The sequence below is a fragment of the Oceanisphaera sp. IT1-181 genome (assembly GCF_033807535.1).
GTDB lineage: Bacteria > Pseudomonadota > Gammaproteobacteria > Enterobacterales > Aeromonadaceae > Oceanimonas.
In genome coordinates this window covers 3396205-3419065 of sequence record NZ_CP136856.1, presented here as the reverse complement: position 1 = coordinate 3419065, position 22861 = coordinate 3396205, and the positions used below count along the sequence as shown (strand labels likewise).

The following is a 22861-nucleotide window of genomic DNA, read 5'->3' as shown; positions in this document are numbered from 1 at the left end:
CATGCTCGAGATATCGATTACCATCTCTTTTATTTTTTTAAGTATCGGCTTAGTGCTGGCCACCATCCGCCTGTTGCGCGGGCCCACGCTACCAGACCGAGTGGTGGCGCTAGAAGTGATTGCCTCCATGACGGTGGGCTTTATTTTGCTGTACAGCATCAGTTATGGCGTGCCCGCGTTGATTGATGTGGCACTGGTACTGGCATTAACGTCGTTTTTAACGGCGGTGGCCTTTGCCCGTTATCTGGAGCGAGGAGCGCAACTCAATGATGATTGAAATCGCTACCAGCGTATTGCTGCTACTGGGCGCGTTTTTAATGCTGCTCTCGGGGATTGGCATTATTCGTATGCCGGACTTATTAACCCGCATGCACGCCACCAGTAAAGCCGGCGCCTTAGGTATAGGTCTTATGGCTTGCGGCTATATGGTGTTTTACAGCGCCGACACCAGTTTAGTGGTGCGCGCCCTGGCCATGGTGGTGTTTGTACTCGTGACTGCTCCCATCGCCGCCCACGTCTTGGCGCGTGCCGGTTATTTTGTGGGTATCGAGTTGTGGGAAGGCACTATTAAAGACGTCATCAAAGAGCGCTACGACTTAAAAACCCGCCGCTTAGGCAGTGCGCCTAAACGAAGGGATGATGAAGATACTTATTAAGACAGCTGTACGCCGTACGCGTTACGTTATCCGTTAAAACAAGAAAAGAGCCAAACAAAAAAGCCGAACCTTAGGGTTCGGCTCTTTACGTATCGCGTAAGGCGTATGGCCTCGCTACTTACTGCTCAACCAAATTTCAGTCACTTGCTGGGGTAAGAGCATGGGATCAAAGGGTTTGGCGATCACGTCTGCAGCACCCATGGCTTTGTAGGCGGCAATTTCTTGGGGCTGAATTTTTGCGGTCATAAAAGCGATGGGAATATGAGCCAGCTCCGGTTGCTGGCGCAGGGCGGTCAGCGTGGTCGGGCCGTCCATACCTGGCATCATCACATCCAGCAAAATCAACTGCGGCGCAAAGGCGGGCGCTTGTGCTAATGCTTGATCGCCGCTGGCGCACAATAACATCTTGAAGCCACCGACCATTTCCAGTGCCAATTGGGCTATCTCGCGTATATCAGCATCGTCTTCTACGTACAAAATCCGGCTCAAGGCGGGGTGAGGCATATTAGTTCCTGTTAGCAGCAGAGGATAAGGAAAGCGCCTCTTGGCTGGGTTGAGTGTGGCTCGCTTCCTCTGCCGCTTTGGGCCACCATTTTTCTACATCTAAGCCCGCTTGGCGCAACATGCGCAGTGCTTCTGGGGTGTCTAGGCGAGAGGCTACTCTTAAGGCAGCTAAGTGCATGATCAACAAAGGTCGTTGTGTGGCATGAGTCGGTGCTTGATGAATGGCACCGATTAGCTCGCGAGTGGGTAAGGGCAAACCCCACTGTACCTTAAGTTGGTTGCCGTAATTAGGGCTCCACTCGGAAATTGCTAATGGCAGCTGTTCATCATTGAGTGTGGCGCCTTGCGCAATAAAATCTTGCAGGGCACGCAGCACCGCTAATTCGCCGACGCGACTCAAGAGGCCAGCCGTATAACAACTGGCGCTGCTTAAACCCACACTCATTGCCATGGCGCGCGCGAGACTGGCCACTTGCTCGGCGGTGGAGTGATAAAGCTGTGCTTGCTTTAGTAATCTCGCATCTTGCAGCGAGCCGCGAATATCCAGCGCCAGTGCCATGGCCGTGGCCAATGCCATATCGACCCCTAGGATACTGATAGCCTCATCGACGCGGCTTATGGGTTGGCCACTGCGCTTTAATGAGGCGCCATTGGCTAAATTCAGCAGGCGAGCGGTAAGCGGTATCTCATTTTTCCATGCGCGCGCCAAGTCTTGTGCTGATAACTCAGTACTGCTCTCCAGCAAGGGCAATAGGGCTTCCAGCGCTAACTCGCTGGGTAAAGTAAGCTTGCCGGTTAAAGCTTGGCTTAACCAAGTGTTTAAACAAACAGTGAGCTTAGCTTGGCTCTGTTGCTGAATTAGACGAGCTAATAGCGGCTCTAGTCGCTGCTGCAGCATGGGCAGGTTTAGCGGCTTGGCAATAAATTCACTTACCCCACAGCGCGCTGCCGCGATCACGGCTTCGCGGTCGGAATGGGCACTGATCATGACCACCGGCAACTCAGGCGCTTGGCTGCGCACTAACTTCACCAAGTCTAGGCCTGAACCATCCGTGAGCTGGTACTCGCAAATAACCAGTTGCATGCTAGGCTGCCAAGCGGCTTTGGCCTCTGCCAGAGTGCTGCAGTATTGCACTTGAGCATGGGGCGCTAAATTAGCTAACACCAGCTCAATCAGCTCGGCGACTAAAGGGTCATCATCTAACAGCAAAATATCCATGATTAATCAGCCCCATCCTGAGCTAAATTTTCGTCTCGCCCCAAGCGTGGGTGCTGGTAGCAGGTGACGCCATTTCTGCCGGCTTGCTTTTGTTGATAAAGCGCGTCGTCTGCTGCATTCAGGGCTTGCTCTTCACCGCTAAAGTTATTGAGCTCAGCCAGCCCTACGCTTACGGTGGCATGAAAGGTGCCGTCACTGCCAATAAAACTTAGCTGGGAGAAGTGATGGCAAATATCCTTAAACATTAGCTCCGATTGAGCCAGTTTGCAGTCCGGTAAGATAATCACAAATTCTTCGCCACCGTAGCGGCCTAAATGATCGGTGGTGCGCAGCCGCTTTTGTAATACTTGCGCCAATGCTTTGATTACTAAGTCGCCCACGCCGTGGCCATGGCGGTCGTTAACCTGTTTAAAATGATCTAAGTCTAAAATAGCGATGCTAGTGTGGTGGCCGAGGCGCTGTACGCGCGCGTATTCATGAGTGAGAGCTTGTTTAATATGCGAATGATTAAGCAGGCCGGTTAAGCCATCGCAGGATACTAGCTTGGCGAGCTGGCGCGCGCGATAACAGAGGGTACGCACGGTGCGGATCAGCTGCTCATCGGAAATCGGCTTAGTGATAAATTCATCGGCGCCTTGGGCGAGTGCGTTAATTTGCAAGTCGCGGTCTTGCTCCGACGAGAGATAAATAATCGGCAAACTCAGCCATTCGGGCTCGAGGCGGATCATGCGCGCCAAGGTGACACCTGAATAGGGCGGCATATGCACATCTAACAGCACTATGTCGGGGCGAAATTCTGCCAACACCGCCAATAAGCCCTCAGGCTGGGCCATCACTTTGACATTCTTACCCGCCTGCGTGAGCACTACGCGGTAATGCTCGGTGAGCTCTTGATCATCATCCAGCAGTAATACCTTACTGGCATGATGCTGTTGTTGCTCGGCTTTAAGTTGCTCGATGCGCTTGGCCAGTTTAGGCACCTCAACCGGTTGCATAAATAAGCCATCGGCACCTTGTGCGGCCAAGGCATAGCGCGCCTGAAAACTGTCATCTTGACCGATGCACAATATCGGGGCTGGCGCTTTGTGTTGTGCTTGGGCTTGTTGCTGATTCCAGGCCACCACTTGGCTTAACAATGCAGCAGGAGTGATGATAATGCTCGCCGGATGCCAGCACTGTGTGCAGTGTTGCGGTAAATTTTCACAATGGCGCACGTTAAAGCCATAAGTCATTAAGGCCTCGCCCAACGCTGCCAAGCCGGCATCCAGCACTAATAATTGAGTTTTTTCACCCGTATGCTCCACCAGATCCCAGTTAATGGCAGTAGACGCGGGCGCCTCTGCTGCCAATAACAGCTGCGATAATTGGCTTAGCCGTGTTAGAACGGCTGGCTCTATCTGGCAGCCTGTTGATAACTGAGCCGGCTCAACGGTATGTATCACCTCTTTAATCAGCTGCTCTAACTGGCTGGCTTCTTCGCCTAATTGATGAAAACCAAAGGTGCCGCTTGAGCCGGCTAAACGATGCAACAAATGATAGAGGTCTTGCAGATCATCTGGATGACAGACGCCGCCTTGCCAATCAGCCAGCTTAGGCGCTAGCTCGGTGAGTTGAGCTGTGGTGCGCTCGGCAAACCGTTTTTTTAACATCATAAGACGGTTGTCGATAGCGGTGACTTCAGACGTCATGCGTGTCCTCCAGTAAACAGCTGCTCAGCCAAAATAAGTCAGCCAGCAGCGTGATGCCCGTTTTGTATGCGAGCAAAATAATAACTTGATACGTTAAACACCGTATTTATCGCTTAATGTTATCACGTTAAGTAATACACTAACGGCTGCAACGCACCATCAAGGAAGAAGTCGGATGCGCTTATCACTCAAGAAACAGATTGTCATTATTATTTTAGCCGCCGCCTTTGTGACCATATTTGCGGTACTGCTCACGGCTTATCATATGTTAGTGAATGGCACTGAACGTCAGTTACGTGCCAATCAAGTGGCCATGACCGCCCGTGCCGCCGAGCAAGTAGAGCAGTTGCTGGCATTACGCTTGAATACATTAGCCCATATTAGTGTGCTGCTGTCTAATGGCCAACGCCTCCATTCTATGACTGAGCTCAACCATCAGCTTACGCGCCAGCGCAAGATCAATGGTTATGCCATGTTTCCAGATGGCATTGTAGTGCTAGATAAACAGGGGGTGGCGCAAGCGGAGAGCCTGTTTGAGCCTGGCCGAGTCGGCATGGATTACTCGAGTCGACCTCATGTTCAGCAAGTGCTCGCCAGTAAAAAAGTGGTGATCAGCCCACCTGTGATCGGTCAAACCTCAGGCCAACCGTTAATCTTTATGTTACAGCCCATTCTCTCGGATGAAGGAGACTTGCTGGGTGTGCTGGTGGGGGTGATTAACTTGGCCCACGCTTCACTTTTGCCCAAGCAAAGCGTCAGGCAAGCGCGGCGCGAGGGTGTGCAGTTTAAGATTATTGACACTCATAATCAGCTGTACGCCTATAACGGCGAGGATAGCGATCCACAAACTGAGTTAGCGCCTTTGCCGGCACCCTTAGTCGATCCGTTAGTGGACGCGGCTTTCTCTGGCTTTAGCGCGGGGATAGTGGAGCTGAACACGCAGCAATGGGTGTTTGCTCATACCCGACTCGAAGTGTTGGATTGGGTATTTGTGAGTGCCGTGCCCTATGCCCGAGCTATCGCGCCCGCTAAAGCCTTTTTTGTGCGTTTTGCGGGTATTAGTATCCTAATCGGCGTCGTGCTGTCTACGCTGGCTTTTTGGCGGGTATGGATCTTGATGCGGCCATTAGAAACTATGACCCGTCAAATTCGCGACATGGCTAGCGAAGGTTGTGATAGCACGCCCTTATCAGAAGCGGGCGTGACCGAGGTGTCACGGTTAGCGCAAGCCTTTAATCAACTGACCGCCGAGCGTAAAGCGCTGAGCGAAGTGAAAAATGATTTTGTGGCCGTGATCAGCCATGAATTGCGCACCCCGCTTACCTCCATCAATGGAGCCTTAAAATTACTAGGCTCGGGGTTGATAGGGCCCATGCCAGAGAAAGCGCATGATTTGGCGGAGCTTGCCTTGCGTAATGGCGAGCGCTTGCAACTGATCATCAATGATTTATTAGATTTTAATAAGCTCAGTAGCGGAAAAATGACTTTGGCGCCGGTGCTGATAGAAATGAGTGATCTAATAGCGGAAGCGGTAGCCGCCAACCAACCCATGGCTAGCAGCTATAAGGTGAAGCTACGGCTGCAGGTTGCGGACTCATTAACTGCCTTTGTCGATCCGCTGCGCCTGCGGCAAATATTAGATAATCTGACCAGCAACGCCATTAAATTTTCGCCGCCCGAGGGCTGGGTTACTGTGCGTGCCGAAACGGTAAAAAGCGGGATACTACGTATTACCGTGAGCGATCAAGGTTTAGGCATAGCTGCCGATTTTAGTCAGCACTTATTTGAGCGTTTTTCTCAAGCCGAGCATGGCACCATGCGCGCCAGTAAAGGCACCGGCCTTGGCTTAACCATCTGCAAAGATCTGGTGACCTTGATGCAAGGAAAAATCGGTTTTTATAACAGTGCTGGCGCCCATTTTTGGCTGGAGTTGCCGCAATTTACCCCAGCTCTAGCTCCAACCCCAGGCCTAAGCCCAGATAAGGAACCGCGCCATGAAGCCACCGCTGATCCCCGCTAATGAGTGGCATCGACTGCAAGCGCTGTTAAAGACTGGGCTGCTCGATAGCCCGCCTGAGGCGGGATTAGATCGCATTACGCGGATTGCCCAGCAAACCTTTGGCGTCGAAATTGCCTTGGTGTCTTTGATTGACCATGAGCGGCAGTGGTTTAAGTCGCGCCAAGGGTTAGAGGTGCGTGAAACCCACCGTGACTTATCTTTTTGCGGCCATGCCATCTTAGATGAAGCGGTGTTTATTGTAGAAGACACACTAGCCGATCCCCGCTTTGCCGATAACCCGCTGGTGCAGCACGCCCCTTATATTCGCTTTTATGCGGGCGCACCTTTACGCACTAATGATGGCTACCGACTGGGCACCTTATGCGTGATCGACAAGCAACCACGAGCCTTTAGTGAGCAAGATGCCCAGTTATTACGGGAATTGGCCGATTGTGTGGAAGAACAGATCCGCCAACGCCAATTACTGGAGCTAAGCCAAGCACTAGAGGCCAGTGAAGCGAGAGCGCAGTTGGTGATTACCAACGCCAGTGTCGGCACTTGGCAATGGGATCTGCAGACTCAAGAGTGTGAATTTAATGAGCGCTGGGCGCAGATGCTAGGTTATCAACTATTCGAGTTAATCCCCATCGATATAGAAACCTGGCGCAGTCGCTTGCACCCGGAAGACCAGCCTAAGTTAGCGAATTTATTAGCGCGCTACCTTGAGGGCCTTGAGCCTAAATATGAATACAAGTATCGCATGCGCCATAAGGCGGGCCATTGGATCTGGGTGCAAAGCCGCGGTCAGGTGGTAAGCCGAGACGCACAAGGCCACGCACTAAAATTGTATGGCTCGCACATGGATATTACCGCCGAACACTTGGCCTTGGTGCAGCTAGAGCGTAAAAACCAAGCGCTTGCTTTGCTTAATCGCATCGCGTTTGAACTCAATGGCAGCTTAGATGACAAGATTAATCAGGCGCTGGCGCTCGGCTGCCAATTTTTAGGGCTTGATATTGGCATCGCCAGCGAGATTATCGGCGATCTGTATGTGGTGCGTTGGGTGGCGGCACCACCAGCAGTGGGCATTAGCTCCGGGTTGCACTTTGTACTGGAGCAAACCTATTGCCAGCTGTTATTACAACAAACGGGCGTGCTGGCCATTGCCCGCATGAGTGAGTCTGCTTTTAAGCATGAAGGCTGCTATCAACAATTAGGGCTAGAAAGCTATTTGGCTATTCGCCTAGAAGTAGACGGTCAGTTATTTGGCACCCTTAACTTCTCGGATACGCAGGCGCGCGCACAGCCTTTTGATGATACTGATTATATGTTTTTAGGATTGCTGGCCCATTGGCTGGGCGAGATGTTAAGTAGCAAGCAGCATGAAGAGCGCTTAACTAAGTTGCTCGACCAAATGCCCGGTATGTTGTTTCAGTACCGACAATGGCCCGACGGCCATATTAGCTTTCCTTACAGCAGCAGTGGCATTAAAAATATTTATGGCGTCACACCTGAGCAAGTACTGCAAGATGCCGGTCAGGTTTTTGACTGCATCTATGAACCCGATGTGGCAAAGGTGCTGGCGGCAAACCTACGGTCTGAACAACAACTGGGAACTTGGTATGTGCAATTTCGCATCAAACAAGCCGATGGCAGCTTGCGCTGGGTAGAGGGGCGATCGCAACCGGAACGCCTCGACGATGGCAGCATCATTTGGCACGGCTACTTAGTGGACGTACAAGCGGAGAAACAAGCGCAGTTAGCGCAAGTGGCCAGTGAGCAGCGGTTGCGCAGTTTGTTTGAGTTGTCATCGATTGGCATTGCCCTCAATGATTTTTACAGTGGCGAGTTTATTGATGTGAATCAGGCGTTGCTCGATGCCACCGGCTTTGATAAAGCGCAGCTGCTGAGTTTGGATTTTCGACGCTTAACGCCGCGTGAGTATCAAGCGCTAGACCAGCAAGCTGGCGCAGAGTTACAAGCCAGCGGCCGTTACGCGCCCTACGAAAAAGAATATGTTCGCCAAGATGGCAGCCATTTTCCGGTGCGCCAACAAGGGGTGTTAATGACCGAAGCCGACGGCCGCACTTTATTGTGGTCTTTGGTGGAAGATATTTCTGAGCTGAAAAAAGTTGAGCAACTGCAAAAAGAATTTGTGGCCACCATCAGCCATGAATTGCGCACTCCCTTAACCTCGATCACCGGCTCGTTAGGCTTGCTGGTGCAAGGGGTGTTGGGCGATTTACCGCCTAAGGTCGATAAATTACTGCGGGTGGCTTATCACAACAGTCAGCGCTTAAATTTATTGATCAACGATCTGCTTGATATTGAAAAATTAGCCGCCGGTAAGATGCATTTTAATTTACAAATCCATGATTTAACCGCGCTGGTTAAGGCGGCCATTAATATGAATCAGCCCTTAGGTAAAGAGCGAGGCGTGGCGCTGGCACTAATAGCCGAGGTCTCCGGCGCGCGGGTATTGATTGATAAAGACAGATTCTTACAAGCGCTGTCTAATTTACAAGCCAATGCCATTAAGTTTTCCCCCCTTGATGGACGTGTGACGGTGGCTATCGAGCAGGGTGGGGCGGGATATTTTCGTGTGCGAGTGCAGGATCAAGGCGAGGGCGTGCCGCTGAACTTTAGAGATCGAATTTTTGAGAAGTTTGCCCAAGCCGATAGCTCAGACAGCCGCCAAAAAGGTGGCACCGGTCTGGGCTTAGCCATTACGCGCCAGTTAATCGAAGGCATGCAGGGGCACGTGGATTATGAGTCAGTCCCCGGCCAAGGTGCCTGTTTTTGGTTGGATGTGCCTGAGTCTTGTGAGGAGTAAAGGGTGAGGTGTGAGGCGTAAAACGAGCAGAAAAAAGCCGAACCTGCTGGGCTCGGCTTTTTCTTACGCTGTGTTAATGAGGCGAGCACAGCGTAAAACAACGCAGGTAATGAAGTCGATAAGCATAGAATAGAGGCGTCACCTGCGCCTCACTCTTTATACTTCACTCCTTACTGGCGGTTAAATCGACGCCACTTCCTCAGGAGTAAGGTAGCGCCATTGGCCCTCGGGTAAATCACCCAGCACTATCTCGGCCACTTGTAGGCGGTGCAACCCCACCACAAAGTTGCCAACGGCAGCAAACATGCGCTTCACCTGATGGTACTTACCTTCTTGTATGGTCAGTAGCACGCGGGTGGGAGTTATAGTCTCAAGCTGTGCGGGTAAGGTAGGCGTGTCTTCGCCGTGCAGCATAATGCCCTCGGCAAACTGTGCTGCCACGTCTATAGCTAATGGCTCGGCTAAATCCACTTGATAGACCTTTTTGCAGCCATGCTTAGGCGCACGCAAGCGGTGGGACCATTTGCCATCGTCGGTGAGCAACAATGCCCCTGTGGTGTCCACGTCTAAGCGGCCGGCGCACTGAATGCCACGGCACAGCTCAGGTGGCAACAGCTGTAACACACAAGGATGAACATCATCTTGGGTGGCGCTGATATAGCCAACCGGTTTGTGCAATAACACATAACGCGCCTTAGGCTCGCCTAATAAACGGCCCTCTAAACGCACTTCTTGACCATTAATTTGTTGGTCGCTTTTTTTTACTACTTCACCATCTACGGTGACCTCGCCTCTGTGTAAGGCTTTTTTCACTACAGAACGGGTAAGGCCGGTGGCTTCAGCTAAGAATCGGTCGAGACGCATTAGGCAATGTCATCTTGGTTAGAGTCGGCATCGTCTTCGTTCAGCCAGGCGTGAAGCACTTCTTTAGCGCGGTCTACACCTAAGCTTTTCAGTGAGCTAAAAGATTCAACACGAATATCGCCGCCAAATACTTTTACTGCTTCGCGCACGCGTAATACTTCCGAGTTACGCTGGCCGGGCTTGAGCTTGTCGCTCTTAGTGAGCAGTGCTAGTACCGGTAAATTACTCTCAGAGGCCCACTGTAACAGCTGCTGGTCTATGTCTTTTAATGGATGGCGAATATCCATGAGCACCACTAAACCTTTTAAGCTGTCACGCTTTTGTAAGTAAACAGACAAAGCAGCCTGCCACTTTAGCTTCATTTCTTGTGGTACTTTGGCGTAACCGTAGCCGGGTAAGTCGATTAAACGTTTACCAGGGCTCAGCTCAAACACGTTGATCAGCTGAGTACGACCGGGCGTTTTACTGATGCGCGCCAGACTTTTCTGCTGGGTAATCGTGTTTAAGGCAGATGATTTACCTGCGTTTGAGCGGCCGGCAAAGGCAATTTCTACGCCGGTATCGGCGGGCATTTCGTTAATATCAGGCGCACTAGTAATAAAGCGGGCGCTGTTAAAACTTATCTGTTTGTTATCCAATATGAATTCCTCTGGGTTCTGGTGCCGCTTTGCTTACTTTCTTGCAAAATAATTGTAGAATGGTGTCGTTTTTTGAATCGCATTGTAACATGCCCTTGTCGGTATGTGATCTGGAAGCTCTTACAACGAGAAGTCGCAACGTCATGAAAAAAATTGTTTTCACGCTAGCCTTAATGCTCGGAGTGGTTGGTGTTGCCCAAGCTCAGGGCGACGTAGAAGCAGGTAAAGCCAAGTCAGCTACTTGTGCTGCTTGTCATGGCCCTGATGGCAACAGCCCCATCGATATGTATCCTAAACTGTCGGGTCAGCATGCCTCTTACTTAGCTAAGCAATTAGTTGAGTACAAGGCCGCTGCCACCGGTGGTGAAGGTCGCGCCAACGCCATCATGGGCGGCATGGCCATGTCTTTGTCTGAAGAAGACGTAGCAGACTTATCTGCTTACTTCGCCAGCCAAGCCATTACGCCAAACGCAGCCCCTGAAGATGTTATCGAACAGGGCGCCGCTTTGTACCAAGGTGGTGATATCGAGCGTGGCGTTACCGCCTGTATCGCTTGTCACGGCCCACGGGGCGAAGGCTTAGAAGCAGCTAAATTTCCTAGCTTATCTGGCCAGCACCCTAAATACATCGCCGAGCAGTTACAGCTGTTTCGCAGTGGCGAGCGTAACAACGATCCGAACGGCATGATGCGCAGTATAGCGGCCAAGTTGACCGATCAAGACATAGAAATTTTGTCTCAATACGTATCTGGTCTGCGTTAATACTCAGTGTTGGGGGCCAAGTGCCCCCAGCTTGCTCTGGTTTCCTCCATGTCTGCCCAGTTGCACGACCTGAACTGCCTCCTTTGCTCTCATTCTGAACCGCCTTTATTTTGGCAGGATGCCGCTCGCGCTGATCAAAGCGACACCGGCTTTGCCTTAATTTTTGTCGATCCTGACTATTAGCGGGGAATGAACGTATAGCGGGGGATGAACGTAAAAAGCAGCATATGTTCTGTACTAATATTAATCAGACATATTAACAAAGCATGCTCAGCTTGGCATGTATAGCTAGACAGGGCACTGGCGGTCTTTTACTGCGCCTTGGCCGCGGGCTGATTTGATGACCAAACAGGCTGGTGAGCAACGCTCATTGGCACGACAAACAGGCTCCCACTGCCGCGATTTTTGCCAAGACTCAGAGCTTGGCGTGCCCGCGCAGAGGGGCTCGCTATCGAATAGCACGATACCGAATTGATCGATATCGATGTAAAAACTTTTGTATATACCGGAGTCGATATGACACGCATAAAAAAAGCCCGTAGCCCGGGTGCAGTTGGAGTCCGTAAGGATAATCGGGAAACTGCAGAGCAGAGCAAAGAGCGCCAGCGCAAAGCTAAACGTAAAGGCTTAGCGGCCGGTTCACGCCAGAACGTGCCAGAGCAAAGCTCACATGCAGGCGAAAAACAGGCGCCAAAAGATCCACGACACGGTTCGAAAAAGCCGGTGACTTTGGGTGTAGCTAATGAGCCGACGGTTGAGCAGCTGCAAGCAGCGGCGGCTAAAAAAGCGGCCAAGGCAGCGAACAAAGCCGCAGCTGAACAAACTAAGGTCGCCAAAGTTGAAGTATTAGACGATGCCGAGCTGCCCGAGCTAACGCCTGAGCAAGAATTAGAGCAACTCGAGAACGACGACCGTTTAAATGGTTTGTTGGATCAAGTAGATGCAGGAAAGAAGCTTAATAAAGCCGATGCCAGCTGGTTGGACAAAAGACTGGCTCGCCATCAGCAGCTGCTTGAGCAACTGGGTTTGCTGGACGACGAAGATGAAGAGTCCGAGGAAGGCGATGACTTATGGTCGCGTTTTATGGATGCAGAGTTTGATCCTGCGCAATATGAGGATAAGGAAGATAAGTCATGATCTCTGTTTGGTTAATTGCCGCCCTAATGGGCGGCGTTATCATCTTGGCCTTGGGTATTTATGCGGGCAAGCTATTGGCACAGGTGAAGTCACAAACCTTGCGCCAAACTCAAGCCGTGAGTGCGCGTAATGAGCGCATTCTAGAAAGCATTAACACCATAGCGCTGGCCGTGAGCCAAGAGCAATGCAATCAGTCGGAAGGCGCCATTCGTTTAACCAACCTGCTGAACGCGCTGCAGTTTAGTCAGCCGCGCGATTTTGAGCGGGAATATCCGGCCCTGTATGAGCTGTATGAAAAAGTAAAAGACATGCCTACGCATGAGGCTCGAAAAAATTATAAGCGCAATGAAATTATGCGCCTAGATATACAACGCGCCGGTTTTGAACTAGAGCTGGCAGCACAAATTAAAACTGAGGCAAAGCAGCTGTCGGGGCTAACACTGCCCGGCGCTTAGGCCGGGGAGAGTTGATGACCGCACAAATTGCTTGGGATCAGGCGCTGATCGAAAAATATAATTACTCTGGGCCGCGTTATACTTCGTATCCCACGGCGCTGGAGTTTAATAGCGACTTTGGCATGCCAGAGCTGGAAGTGGCCGCCGGCCGTTATCCCGAGCGCCCCTTATCTTTATATGTGCATATCCCGTTTTGTCATAAGCTCTGCTATTACTGCGGCTGCAATAAAGTTATTACTCGCCATCAGAGCAAAGCTGATCCTTATCTCGACTACTTAGAGCTAGAGATCAAGCACCTAGCTCCCTTGTTTGCTGATCGTACCGTGACCCAACTGCACTGGGGCGGTGGCACACCCACCTTTTTAACTGAGCCGCAAATTCGCCGCTTAAATAGCCTGTTACGCGAGCATTTCAACTTTGCCGAGCAAGGCGAATACAGCATCGAAATCGATCCGCGTAAAATTGAGCTGAGCTTGCTAGATGTGCTCAAAGAGGTGGGTTTTAATCGCATCAGCTTAGGCGTACAAGATTTTAATAAAGCGGTGCAGCAAGTGGTCAATCGAGACCAAGATAACGACTTTATTAAGGCGCTGGTGCTGCGCGCCGCCGAGTTAGGCTTTCGCTCTACTAACCTCGACTTAATTTACGGCTTGCCGCTGCAAACCCCCCAAAGCTTTCAACACACCTTAAAAGAAATAGTTGCGCTCAAACCCGCTCGCTTATCGGTATTTAACTACGCCCATATTCCGAGCCGCTTTGCTGCCCAGCGCAAATTGAATGAAGCGGATATGCCCAGCCCTGCCAACAAACTGCTGATGCTTGAGCAAAGCATTCACTTTTTGACTGAACAGGGTTATCAGTTTATCGGCATGGATCACTTCGCACTGCCTGACGATAGCTTGGCCATCGCCCAGCGCGAAGGTAAATTGCACCGTAACTTTCAGGGTTACACCACTCAAGGCGACTGTGATTTATTAGGTTTAGGGGTGTCGGCGATCAGCATGATTGGCGATGCCTACTCACAGAATAAAAAAGACTTAAAAGAGTATTACAGCCAGCTGTCTGCGCTCGGCCATGCCCAAACCGTGGGTTACGCCTTAGATGAAGATGACTGCTTGCGCCGCGATTTAATCAAAACCTTAATCTGTAACTTCGAGCTGGACTTTGCCCCGTTAGAGGTAGAGTACAACATCAAGTTTACCGATTACTTCGCCGACGATTTAATCTTGCTGCAAACCTTTATCGACGATGAATTGGTCACGCTCAGCGACACCGGCATTAAAGTGACGCTCAAGGGCGAGCTATTGATCCGCAATATCTGCATGTGCTTTGACGTACATCTACGCCGCCAAGCCAGAATGCAACAGTTCTCGAGAGTGATTTAAGAGCAGGCTGTACGCGATACGCGATACGCGATACGCCGTAAGCCGTAAGCAAAAGCACAGAGCCAACAGCGCTGTGCTTTTTTGTGCTGTCTTACCGGCTGGCTCCAGTATTTCGATCTTAGCCCTAAAACCAAACCGAGATGCTTACTTTCGTCAGGAAGACGGTGTGCTTGGCGGTTAGCTTTAACGGACGGCGTAAAGCGTACAGCTTACCGCGGTTCTTAATTTACGGCTGCCGTCAGGCTGGCTCTTTGCTCGACACTCATAAACGCCATTGCGAGGCCATTTTCTTGGCAACGGCGAATATGTGCGGGGGTTAAGCCCGCGGCTTTAGCTGCGGTGCTGTATTCATGGCGCAGCTCTATGCCTTGCACTGCTGGGTCGTCGGTATTTAAACAGACTCTAATATCGCGGGCTAAAAAGGTATGAATGGGATGGACGCTCAAATCCGTTATGGTACTGGTTTGCAGATTAGAGGTGAGGCAGGATTCGATGCCGATATCGTGCTCGGCTAAATAATCGAGCAAAGCTTCATCCTCTATGGCGTTTACGCCGTGGCCGATGCGCTCAGCACCTAATTCTTTAATGGCTTGCCAGATACTGCTGCTGCCGGCGGCTTCGCCGGCATGCACGGTCACGCGCAGGCCCGCATCACGCACTCGTTTAAAATGCGCCACGAATAACTCCCCAGGAAAACCCAACTCATCGCCGGCTAAGTCCATGGCCACGAGTCTGTCTTTATAGGCCAAGCAGGCCGCCAGCTCTTGTTCACAAGCGGCTTGGCCAAAGGTGCGGCTCATAATGCCGATTAGGTTTACGGGAATACCAAAGTCACGACTGCCCGCCGCTACGCCATCGAGCACGGCTTCCACCACGCCTTGTGGGTCTAGCTCGTGATGCATGGCCATATAACTTGGGCTAAAGCGCAGCTCCGCATAATGAATGCCGGCCTGGCTTAAGTCCTCGATATTTTCATAGGCTACGCGCCGACACGCATCGTAATTGCCTAACACTTTCACGCCCCAGTCGAGCTTGGCCAGAAACGATAATAAATCCGGTGCATTATCTTGCACCTGCACATGAGGGCGCAGGCCCGCCAGCGTATTGGCGGGCAGCTGCATCTTAAAGCGTTGACCCAGCTCTAGAATGGTATTCGGGCGAATATTACCGTCTAAATGCCGATGCAAATCTAATAACGGCAAGCGGTCGTCAATCATAATAGCGGCTCCTTAAATAGCGTAAACGTCTTACGTTCCACGCCTTACGTTCGGCTCTTGAAAGTTTGGTGTTTTCTTTGACGTATCGCGTACAGCTTATAGCGTGTAACTCTGCTTATTCTTTGAGCTTTCGCGTCAGCGTGTTGCGACCCCAGCCCAGTAGTTTGGCGGCGGCTTGCTTATGACCATGGCTATGCGCAAGCGCACAATCCAGCAAGATTTGCTCCACTTCCGGTAGTACGTCCGTTAACAATGCCTCTCGGCCTTGGCTAAATTCTTGCTCGGCCCATAGCTGTAAGTGTAAGCGCCAATCGGGGACTTGGTTGGTTTGTGTGTCGGCTTGAGAAACAGGATGCGTGGCTGGCAATGCAGGCGGTGCGTTGGCTTGTAATTCTTCGGGCAAGTCGCCGACGAGCACTTCTTGGCCTGAGGCCATCACCGTTAGCCAACGGCAGACGTTTTCTAACTGGCGCACATTACCCGGCCAAGGTAGCGTTTGCAGATACGCTACTGTGTCGGGATGCAGGCTTTTTGCTTCCACGCTCAGCTCATTGGCGGCTTGGGCTAAAAAGTGTGCGGCCAGCTGCGGAATATCTTGTGCACGCTCAAAGAGTGCGGGCATCAAGATGCGGATCACATTCAGTCGATGAAATAAGTCTTCTCTAAAATCCCCCGCACTGACTTTGAGCTCTAAGTCTTGATGGGTAGCGGCAATAATGCGTACATCGACAGTCAGTGCTTGCTGGCCGCCGACCCGATAAAATTGACCGTCCGCCAATACGCGCAGCAGTCGCGTTTGTACTTCTAATGGCATGTCGCCAATCTCATCGAGAAACAAGGTGCCGCCGTTGGCCTGCTCAAAGCGCCCTTGGCGAATACTATTGGCACCGGTAAAGGCGCCTTTTTCATGGCCGAATAATTCTGATTCAATCAAGTCTTTAGGAATCGCCGCCATATTCAGCGCAATAAAAGGCTGCTTGGCGCGCGGGCTATGCTTGTGCAGCGCCTTGGCCACCAACTCTTTACCGGTACCGCTTTGGCCGTTGATTAACACCGCAATCGAAGAGCGGGCCAGCCGACCTATGGCCCGAAACACCGCTTGCATGGCGGGAGCTTCGCCGATGATTTGCGGTGTGCGGCTGATGGTTTGCGCAGCACTTGGTGCCTGCTGCTCTTGGCCATGAATGATGGCTCTATGTACTAAGGTCAGCGCGTGGTCGATATCAAAGGGCTTGGGCAGGTATTCGAAGGCGCCATGCTGATAAGCCTGTACTGCACTGTCTAAGTCCGAATGGGCGGTCATGATGATCACCGGTAAGGCCGGCACTTGCTGATGAATACGCGTTAATAGCGCCAAGCCGTCCAATTCAGGCATACGAATATCAGACACCACCACTTGCGGCGGCGCTTGTTTGAGTACGGCCTGTTCAAGGGCGGCTAATAAACTGTGGCCATCACTAAAGCTTTGGTAGCTCAGATTGGCGTTAGCCATGGCGCGCTCCAATACCCAACGAATGGCGCTGTCGTCATCTACTATCCACACTTGTGCTGTCATGAGTTCTCTTCTTGCCTAAATGAGTGTCTAAATTAGTGCTTCAGTGGCAGGTAAATAATAAATTCCGTATGGCCGGGCCGACTGTGACTTTCGATGCGGCCATTATGTTGCTGAATAATATCTTGAGCCAGCGATAACCCTAAACCAGTACCGCCTTGGCGCCCCGTCACCATGGGGTAGAACAAGGTGTCACGCAAGATCTCTGCGATGCCGGGGCCGTTATCAATAATGTGAATGGTGGCGGCCAGTCGATAGCGCTGTCCTTGTAACATGACCTGATGCGCGGTGCGGGTTTTTAACAAAATTTGCCCTGTGGAAAACTCGGCTTGCTCAGTTAATGCTTGAGCGGCGTTGCGCACTATATTAAGCAGCGCCTGCTCCAGTTGCTCGGGCTCGACTTCTAGCTCGGGAATGCTGGGATCATAATCGCGAACTAAGGTAATGGCGGCGGGTAATTCTAGGGCCACTAATTGGCGCACCCGCTCTAATACTGCGTGCAGGTTCACCGCTTGGCGCTGGCCTATACGCTGCGGGCCTAATAACCGGTCAACTAAGTTAGATAAGCGATCCGCCTGAGCGATGATCAGCTGGGTAAATTCTTTCAGATCCCCACGGCCTAGCTCTTGCTCTAATTCACGCTCTAATAATTGCGCCGCGCCCCGCAAGCCGCCGAGTGGATTTTTTATTTCATGGGCCAGCCCACGCACCAGCTCGCGGGCCACTTGTTGTTGCGTGCGTTGCTGCAATTCTTGGCTGATTTTCTTTTGCTGATCGATCAGATGAATTTCAACCAAGGCTAGGCCTTGGCTCAAGGCTGGCTGAGCGGTCTGTTCCGCGATTGGGTGATCGGCTGAGGGTTTACAAATCGGGGGCGTGCAAATAAAAGCCGCCGGCAAGGGCGTAACACTCACCTCTACCCAGCGGGACAGACCTTCAATGGTGAGTTGCACTTCGCTGTCAGTAAAACCTTGTTCAAGACTTATGCAGTGGCGAATACGTGCTAAATCCAGCGAAATATCTAAGGCCGCGTCTTCATCATGCAGATACACAGCCCCACCTTGTAAGCGACGTTTACTCAGCGGCAGCAATTGTTCGGCGGCGGTATTAGCGAAAAGTACCTGCAATTGAGCGTCCACGACTAACACGCCGGTGAGCAGATTGTCTAACAGGGCTCTGGTTTCTAGCGTTAATGCGGATGATAGTTTGCTGGAGGGGGGATCTGACATTATGGCCATAAGCGTATTTTCAGCACTCTTATTCAGTACTCGTCGAGGAGAGTGTTAGTTGTTGCACCAGTTTGGTGCGCCATTCTAACGCGGATCGGCGAACGCTGTCGCTCGGGTATTACTGGAATTAGCGGTTGCTGAAATCAGCGCTTGCTGAAATTTAACAGGTTGCCTGACGGTGCTCCATATTGAAACAGCATATTGAAACAGGGAATAAAAAGTTTGTCTGATATAGATAGCAGCAATATAATTAGCAGGCTAACTAATTTGGAGGTGGCGATGAAAACTTTAGGCATGGCGCTTTCTTGCTTAGTACGACAGTGGCGCTGGGTAAATGATGAACGACTAAAGCCATTAGGCCTCACCCAAAGCCGCTGGATTACGCTGAGTCATCTAAAATATGAAGATGGTATGCAGCAGCATCAGCTGGCGCGCTTGGTGGGCGTAGAAAGTCCTTCGTTAGTACGCACCCTCGATGGCTTAGAGAGCTTAAGCTTGGTGGAGCGTCGCCCCTGTGAAAATGACAGACGCGGTAAAACCGTGCATTTAACTGATACCGCCAGCGAGCTGGTGACGGAAATGGATTTGATACTGGACGACACGCGAGCACAGGTATTAGCGGGCTTAAGCGCACAAGAAATCAAAGAGTTCACGCGCATGGTCGAGCATATTAATGGCAACTTGCACCGGCTAACAAATCACAAAGGCTAATTGAGGTACGAATGACACCAGAACAAAGTTTTAGCCGTTGGGTAAAAATCGCATTAAGCGCATTTTTTGTGCTGTTTGGCTATTTTGTGATAGCCGATAATTATTTTCCTATGACCACGGAAGCGCGCATTCAGCGCTACGTAATACCCGTATCGTCACGGGTATCCGGCCAAGTAAATCAAGTACATGTGGTGAATAACCAGCAAGTAGAGCCGGGTCAGGTGTTGTTTTCACTGGATGACAGTGATTATGCCTTAGCGGCCAAGCGCAGTGAATTAGCGCTCGCCCAAGCTAAATCTGAGCAGCAAAAAACTCAGTCTGGTCTTGCCGAAATTAAAGCTGAGCTGCATCAAAGTGAGCTGCAAGCCAAAGAGCAGAGCCGTGAAGCGGCGCGCATTGCGCGCTTATTCAAGCTGGGTCATATGTCAAAGCAGCAACTGGAGCAGGCCAACACCAAAGTTAGCTTAGCGCGAGAAGCTAGCGCCGTGTCCAGAGCCCGTCAACAAGAAGTGGAGCAGGGGCAGGCGGTGGCCAGCATCATGGTACAACAAGCCGAAGTGGCCTTGAGTCAGGCGCGCGTTGACTTGGATCGCACGCAAGTGCGCGCAGAAACGCCCGGGCGCATTGGTAACTTACAGTTACGCCAAGGCCAGCATGCCACTGCGGGCCAACCGCTGATGGCGCTGATCTCTGATCAAGGCTGGGTGACTGCGGATTTACGAGAAAAAAGCCTCCGTCACGTAAAAGCTGGCACGCCTGCGGATGTTATTTTTGATGCACTGCCTGGCCAAGTATTTAAGGGGCATGTGCTCAGTATCGAAAGCGGCGTGCGGGAAGGCCAAGAATCGGCAGATGGCTTATTGGCGCAAACCGTCAGTTCGGACCGCTGGGTACGTGATGCGCAGCGCCTGCGCACCAATATCGAACTTGACGAGGCTTGGCCTGAATTAGCTACCGGCGCCAAAGCTACGGTGCAGTTGTACCCCACGGATAACTTTATTTTTAATGGCTTGGCCGTGATGCAAGCGCGCGTGGTCAGCGTATTGCGTTACCTTTATTAAACAAGAGTTAAGCGTGAGCATTAAATTCCAAAACCAACAACATCACACTGATTTTGAAGAGGCCGCTTTAGCCGGCCGGTTTTGTGCAGCAAAACTTAAGCGCTTAGCGGAGAGTCAGTGATGGAATTAACCCAAGATAAGTTGCGCATCTGCTTGCGCGTCGCCTTTGCCAGTGCCGCCGGCTTATTAATTAGTAAGTTGCTGAACTGGAACTTTGGCGTATTTTTTACCGTGTATCCCATGTTGCTGTTAGGCATGATACCGGTGTTAAATCGCTTTATCGCGCTGCAGTTTATTGCTTCTTCTTTGCTGACCTCGCTGGAAATCATGATCTTGCCCAGCCTGCTGCATAACTGGCCACCGGCCTTTACCGTGGTGGTATTTTGTCTGTTTTTAGGTCGTTTTTTATTGATGGCCAAAGGCCCACTGATGTTATTTGGTGCTTCAGGCTGCGTCAGTTTAAGTATCATGCTGCATTTTTCCAGTTACGAGCACTTTAGTCTCACCGACATGGCCATCATGAACATTACTGCTTCGGTATTGTCGGTGGCTCTGGCTTATATTGGCTACGCCTTCTTGCCCAATAAAGAGCCATTGGTGACACGGGCGGCACCGGCTAAGAGCAATAACCAGATCCGCCATCAGGCCTTGCTCGGCGCTATTGTGGCCACCGTAAGCTTTACGGTATTTCAATCGGTGGACTTAGTGGACTCACTGTCGGCGCAAGTGGCGACCGTATTAATACTATTCCCAATGAGCTTTATGGGGGCAGTGGAGTCTGGGCGCATGCGCTGCATTGGTACCTTATTAGGCTGCGCACTGGGCTTATTAACACAGGTGTTCTTATACAGTCATTATCATAATCTAGTGCTGCTTAGCCTGTCGTTTTGGCTGTGCGCCATGGTGTTTGCCCGCTGGCACGTTAAAGAAGGCGTATCCGGTATCGGCTTCGCCGGACTCACCACCACCGGTATCTTGTTCGGCCAATATATCTCACCAGAGCATGACTTAGTCTACAGCGCCTTATACCGCATGAGCTCCATGACCATCGCCATCTTAATCACCCTGTGCTGTGTGTATTTAGTGCATAAGATCTTGAATCTGTTTCCTTCTACTCGACATGAGATTACGAGCTAAGAGAGTCATACCGGACTTGCTCTGGTATCTCGCTTTTAGCCCTAAAGCCAAACCGTGCCGAATAAATTGGCACACTACAGAAAACATTGTCTTTTGTAGCCGCCAATTTATTCGGCGGTCCTGCGCAGCAGGATAGGTTTTGCTTAACGGACAACAATCAATCAAATAAAAAACCCCGAGCTTTTGGCTCGGGGTTTGTTTTGGTTTTATCTTTAACTGACGGCTTAAAGCTTACTGCTTCCAGCTTTGTCTATACAGAATAGTACAGCTCATATTCCAGCGGGTGCACGGCCATGTTAACGGTCTGGGCTTCGGCGCGCTTTAGTTTAATAAAGGCATCGATAAACTCATCGCTGAATACGCCGCCACGAGTTAAGAACTCACGGTCTTCGTTTAGGCAATCCAATGCATTATCTAATGAAGTAGCCACAGTTGGAATTTCGGCTGCTTCTTCTGGTGGCAAGTCATACAAGTCTTTATCCATGGCATCGCCTGGATGAATCTTATTTTGAATGCCGTCTAAGCCTGCCATTAATAGTGCGGCAAAGCACAAGTAAGGGTTGGCGGCCGGATCCGGAAAGCGAGTCTCAATGCGGCGTGCTTTTGGCGAGTTTACCAAAGGAATACGAATGGACGCCGAGCGGTTACGAGCCGAATAAGCCAGCATTACCGGCGCTTCAAAGCCAGGTACCAAACGCTTATAAGAGTTAGTGGAAGGGTTGGTAATGGCGTTAAGCGCGCGAGCATGTTTAATGATGCCGCCGATATAGAACAAGGCCATTTCTGATAAGCCGCCGTATAAGTCGCCGGCAAACAGGTTAACGCCGTTTCTGGCCAGCGACTGATGCACGTGCATGCCAGAGCCGTTATCGCCCACCAATGGCTTAGGCATAAAAGTGGCGGTTTTATTAAAGGCATGGGCCACGTTATGCACTACGTATTTGTAGATTTGAATTTCATCGGCTTTTAGCGTTAGGCTATTAAATTTACAGGCAATCTCGTTCTGGCCGGCGGTGGCTACTTCATGGTGGTGTGCTTCAACCACTAAGCCCATTTCTTCCATCACTAAGCACATGGCAGAGCGAATATCTTGAGATGAGTCGATAGGCGCTACTGGGAAGTAGCCGCCTTTCACGCCTGGGCGGTGGCCTTTATTGCCGCCCGCGTATTCACGACCTGAATTCCATTTGGCTTCAACGTCGTCAACTTTAAAGAAGCTGCCAGACATATCGGTATGAAAACGCACGTCATCGAATAAGAAGAATTCTGGCTCTGGGCCAATTAATACCGTATCGGCGATGCCGGTGGCGGTAAGATATTCTTCGGCGCGGCGGGCAATAGAGCGCGGGTCACGGTCGTAGCCGAGCATGGTGCCTGGCTCAAGAATGTCGCAACGGATAATCAGCGTGGAGTCATCGGTAAAAGGATCCATGACCGCTGAGCTTGGGTCGGGCATTAATACCATGTCTGACTCATGAATGGTTTTCCATGCTGCCATAGAGGAACCATCGAACATTTTTCCTTCTTCAAAGAAATCGTCGTTTACCTGCCCGACCGGAAAGCTGATATGCTGTTCCTTACCTTTGATGTCGGTAAAGCGTAAATCGATGAATTTAACATCGTGTTCCTTTATCATGTCCATTACAGTGTCTATTGACATGGATTTCGACCTCCAAAAATAATCATCTTATGGTGGACCATGGGTAGAATCGACTCATGATCCGTTGCCAGCTATAAACGAAGCTATGGCCAAAAAATACGGCCTAATTCAGTGCTTAGCACGAGTTAAACGTTACTTATGCACTGAACAAGCGA

Annotated in this window: 20 protein-coding genes; 11 read left to right on the top strand and 9 right to left on the bottom strand. The window is 51.0% G+C overall.

Annotated features, from left to right (window positions below):
- Nucleotide 1 precedes the first annotated feature (1 nt).
- Nucleotides 2-277, top strand: coding sequence for a cation:proton antiporter (locus R0134_RS15200; protein WP_319782784.1), 276 nt, complete (start codon nt 2-4; stop codon nt 275-277).
- Nucleotides 267-656: a monovalent cation/H(+) antiporter subunit G gene (gene mnhG / locus R0134_RS15195; protein WP_227874966.1), complete on the top strand. Its 390-nt coding sequence runs from the start codon at nt 267-269 to the stop codon at nt 654-656. The genes R0134_RS15200 and mnhG overlap by 11 nt, the downstream gene beginning before the upstream one ends.
- A gap of 114 nt (nt 657-770) precedes the next feature.
- Here the strand turns inward: mnhG and R0134_RS15190 are convergent, their stop codons facing one another.
- The 3 genes from R0134_RS15190 to R0134_RS15180 are packed head-to-tail and all read right to left on the bottom strand — an operon-like array spanning nt 771 to nt 4067.
- Nucleotides 771-1160 carry a response regulator gene (locus R0134_RS15190; protein ID WP_319782783.1) on the bottom strand — a complete coding sequence of 130 codons (390 nt, stop codon included), beginning with the start codon at nt 1158-1160 and terminating at the stop codon, nt 771-773.
- 1 nt (nt 1161) lies between these two features.
- Nucleotides 1162-2379: an HDOD domain-containing protein gene (locus R0134_RS15185; protein WP_319782782.1), complete on the bottom strand. Its 1218-nt coding sequence runs from the start codon at nt 2377-2379 to the stop codon at nt 1162-1164.
- A 2-nt stretch (nt 2380-2381) separates the two neighbouring features.
- Complete coding sequence (locus R0134_RS15180; protein WP_319782781.1) at nt 2382-4067, bottom strand: diguanylate cyclase; 1686 nt, start codon at nt 4065-4067, stop codon at nt 2382-2384.
- A gap of 175 nt (nt 4068-4242) precedes the next feature.
- Here R0134_RS15180 and R0134_RS15175 point away from each other — a divergent pair, with 175 nt between their 5' ends.
- Both R0134_RS15175 and R0134_RS15170 read left to right on the top strand, forming a co-directional pair.
- Entirely contained in the window at nt 4243-6087 is a 1845-nt protein-coding gene (locus tag R0134_RS15175) for a sensor histidine kinase (protein ID WP_319782780.1), read from the top strand.
- The gene (locus R0134_RS15170; RefSeq protein ID WP_319782779.1) at nt 6062-8899 is read left to right on the top strand and encodes a PAS domain-containing protein; all 2838 of its coding nucleotides are present in this window, start codon (nt 6062-6064) and stop codon (nt 8897-8899) included. The genes R0134_RS15175 and R0134_RS15170 overlap by 26 nt, the downstream gene beginning before the upstream one ends.
- A 180-nt stretch (nt 8900-9079) precedes the next feature.
- On the opposite strand, the gene R0134_RS15165 is transcribed toward R0134_RS15170, so the two are convergent.
- On the bottom strand, nt 9080-9763 hold the full coding sequence (locus R0134_RS15165; RefSeq protein WP_319782778.1) for a pseudouridine synthase: 684 nt from the start codon (nt 9761-9763) through the stop codon (nt 9080-9082).
- The gene (yihA, locus tag R0134_RS15160; protein WP_413641414.1) at nt 9763-10401 is read right to left on the bottom strand and encodes a ribosome biogenesis GTP-binding protein YihA/YsxC; all 639 of its coding nucleotides are present in this window, start codon (nt 10399-10401) and stop codon (nt 9763-9765) included. Before yihA ends, R0134_RS15165 begins: the two co-directional genes overlap by 1 nt.
- A 143-nt stretch (nt 10402-10544) precedes the next feature.
- Between yihA and R0134_RS15155 the strand changes: the two genes are divergently transcribed.
- From R0134_RS15155 to hemN, 4 genes are all read left to right on the top strand, one after another.
- On the top strand, nt 10545-11162 hold the full coding sequence (locus R0134_RS15155; protein WP_319782777.1) for a c-type cytochrome: 618 nt from the start codon (nt 10545-10547) through the stop codon (nt 11160-11162).
- 516 nt (nt 11163-11678) lie between these two features.
- Entirely contained in the window at nt 11679-12299 is a 621-nt protein-coding gene (yihI, locus tag R0134_RS15150) for a Der GTPase-activating protein YihI (protein ID WP_319782776.1), read from the top strand.
- Nucleotides 12296-12754 (top strand): DUF2489 domain-containing protein, encoded by a 459-nt coding sequence (locus tag R0134_RS15145; protein WP_319782775.1) that lies wholly within the window; start codon nt 12296-12298, stop codon nt 12752-12754. The genes yihI and R0134_RS15145 overlap by 4 nt, the downstream gene beginning before the upstream one ends.
- Nucleotides 12755-12768: 14 nt before the next feature.
- Nucleotides 12769-14139 carry an oxygen-independent coproporphyrinogen III oxidase gene (hemN, locus tag R0134_RS15140; RefSeq protein ID WP_413641413.1) on the top strand — a complete coding sequence of 457 codons (1371 nt, stop codon included), beginning with the start codon at nt 12769-12771 and terminating at the stop codon, nt 14137-14139.
- Nucleotides 14140-14360: 221 nt separating this feature from the next.
- Here the strand turns inward: hemN and add are convergent, their stop codons facing one another.
- The 3 genes from add to glnL form a co-directional block, all read right to left on the bottom strand.
- Nucleotides 14361-15356 (bottom strand): adenosine deaminase, encoded by a 996-nt coding sequence (gene add, locus R0134_RS15135; RefSeq protein WP_319782773.1) that lies wholly within the window; start codon nt 15354-15356, stop codon nt 14361-14363.
- A 115-nt stretch (nt 15357-15471) separates the two neighbouring features.
- Nucleotides 15472-16911 carry a nitrogen regulation protein NR(I) gene (gene glnG, locus R0134_RS15130; protein ID WP_319782772.1) on the bottom strand — a complete coding sequence of 480 codons (1440 nt, stop codon included), beginning with the start codon at nt 16909-16911 and terminating at the stop codon, nt 15472-15474.
- A 32-nt stretch (nt 16912-16943) separates the two neighbouring features.
- Nucleotides 16944-18137, bottom strand: a complete 1194-nt coding sequence (gene glnL, locus R0134_RS15125) for a nitrogen regulation protein NR(II) (protein WP_319782771.1) — start codon at nt 18135-18137, stop codon at nt 16944-16946.
- Between the two features lie 279 nt (nt 18138-18416).
- Here glnL and slyA point away from each other — a divergent pair, with 279 nt between their 5' ends.
- The 3 genes from slyA to R0134_RS15110 all read left to right on the top strand — a co-directional run bounded on the left by slyA (nt 18417) and on the right by R0134_RS15110 (nt 21046).
- Complete coding sequence (slyA, locus tag R0134_RS15120; RefSeq protein WP_319782770.1) at nt 18417-18848, top strand: transcriptional regulator SlyA; 432 nt, start codon at nt 18417-18419, stop codon at nt 18846-18848.
- Between the two features lie 11 nt (nt 18849-18859).
- Nucleotides 18860-19909, top strand: a complete 1050-nt coding sequence (locus tag R0134_RS15115) for an HlyD family secretion protein (protein ID WP_319782769.1) — start codon at nt 18860-18862, stop codon at nt 19907-19909.
- A 120-nt stretch (nt 19910-20029) separates the two neighbouring features.
- Nucleotides 20030-21046 (top strand): DUF2955 domain-containing protein, encoded by a 1017-nt coding sequence (locus tag R0134_RS15110; RefSeq protein ID WP_319782768.1) that lies wholly within the window; start codon nt 20030-20032, stop codon nt 21044-21046.
- A gap of 250 nt (nt 21047-21296) precedes the next feature.
- On the opposite strand, the gene glnA is transcribed toward R0134_RS15110, so the two are convergent.
- Nucleotides 21297-22706 carry a glutamate--ammonia ligase gene (glnA, locus tag R0134_RS15105; RefSeq protein ID WP_413641412.1) on the bottom strand — a complete coding sequence of 470 codons (1410 nt, stop codon included), beginning with the start codon at nt 22704-22706 and terminating at the stop codon, nt 21297-21299.
- Between the last annotated feature and the right edge of the window lie 155 nt (nt 22707-22861).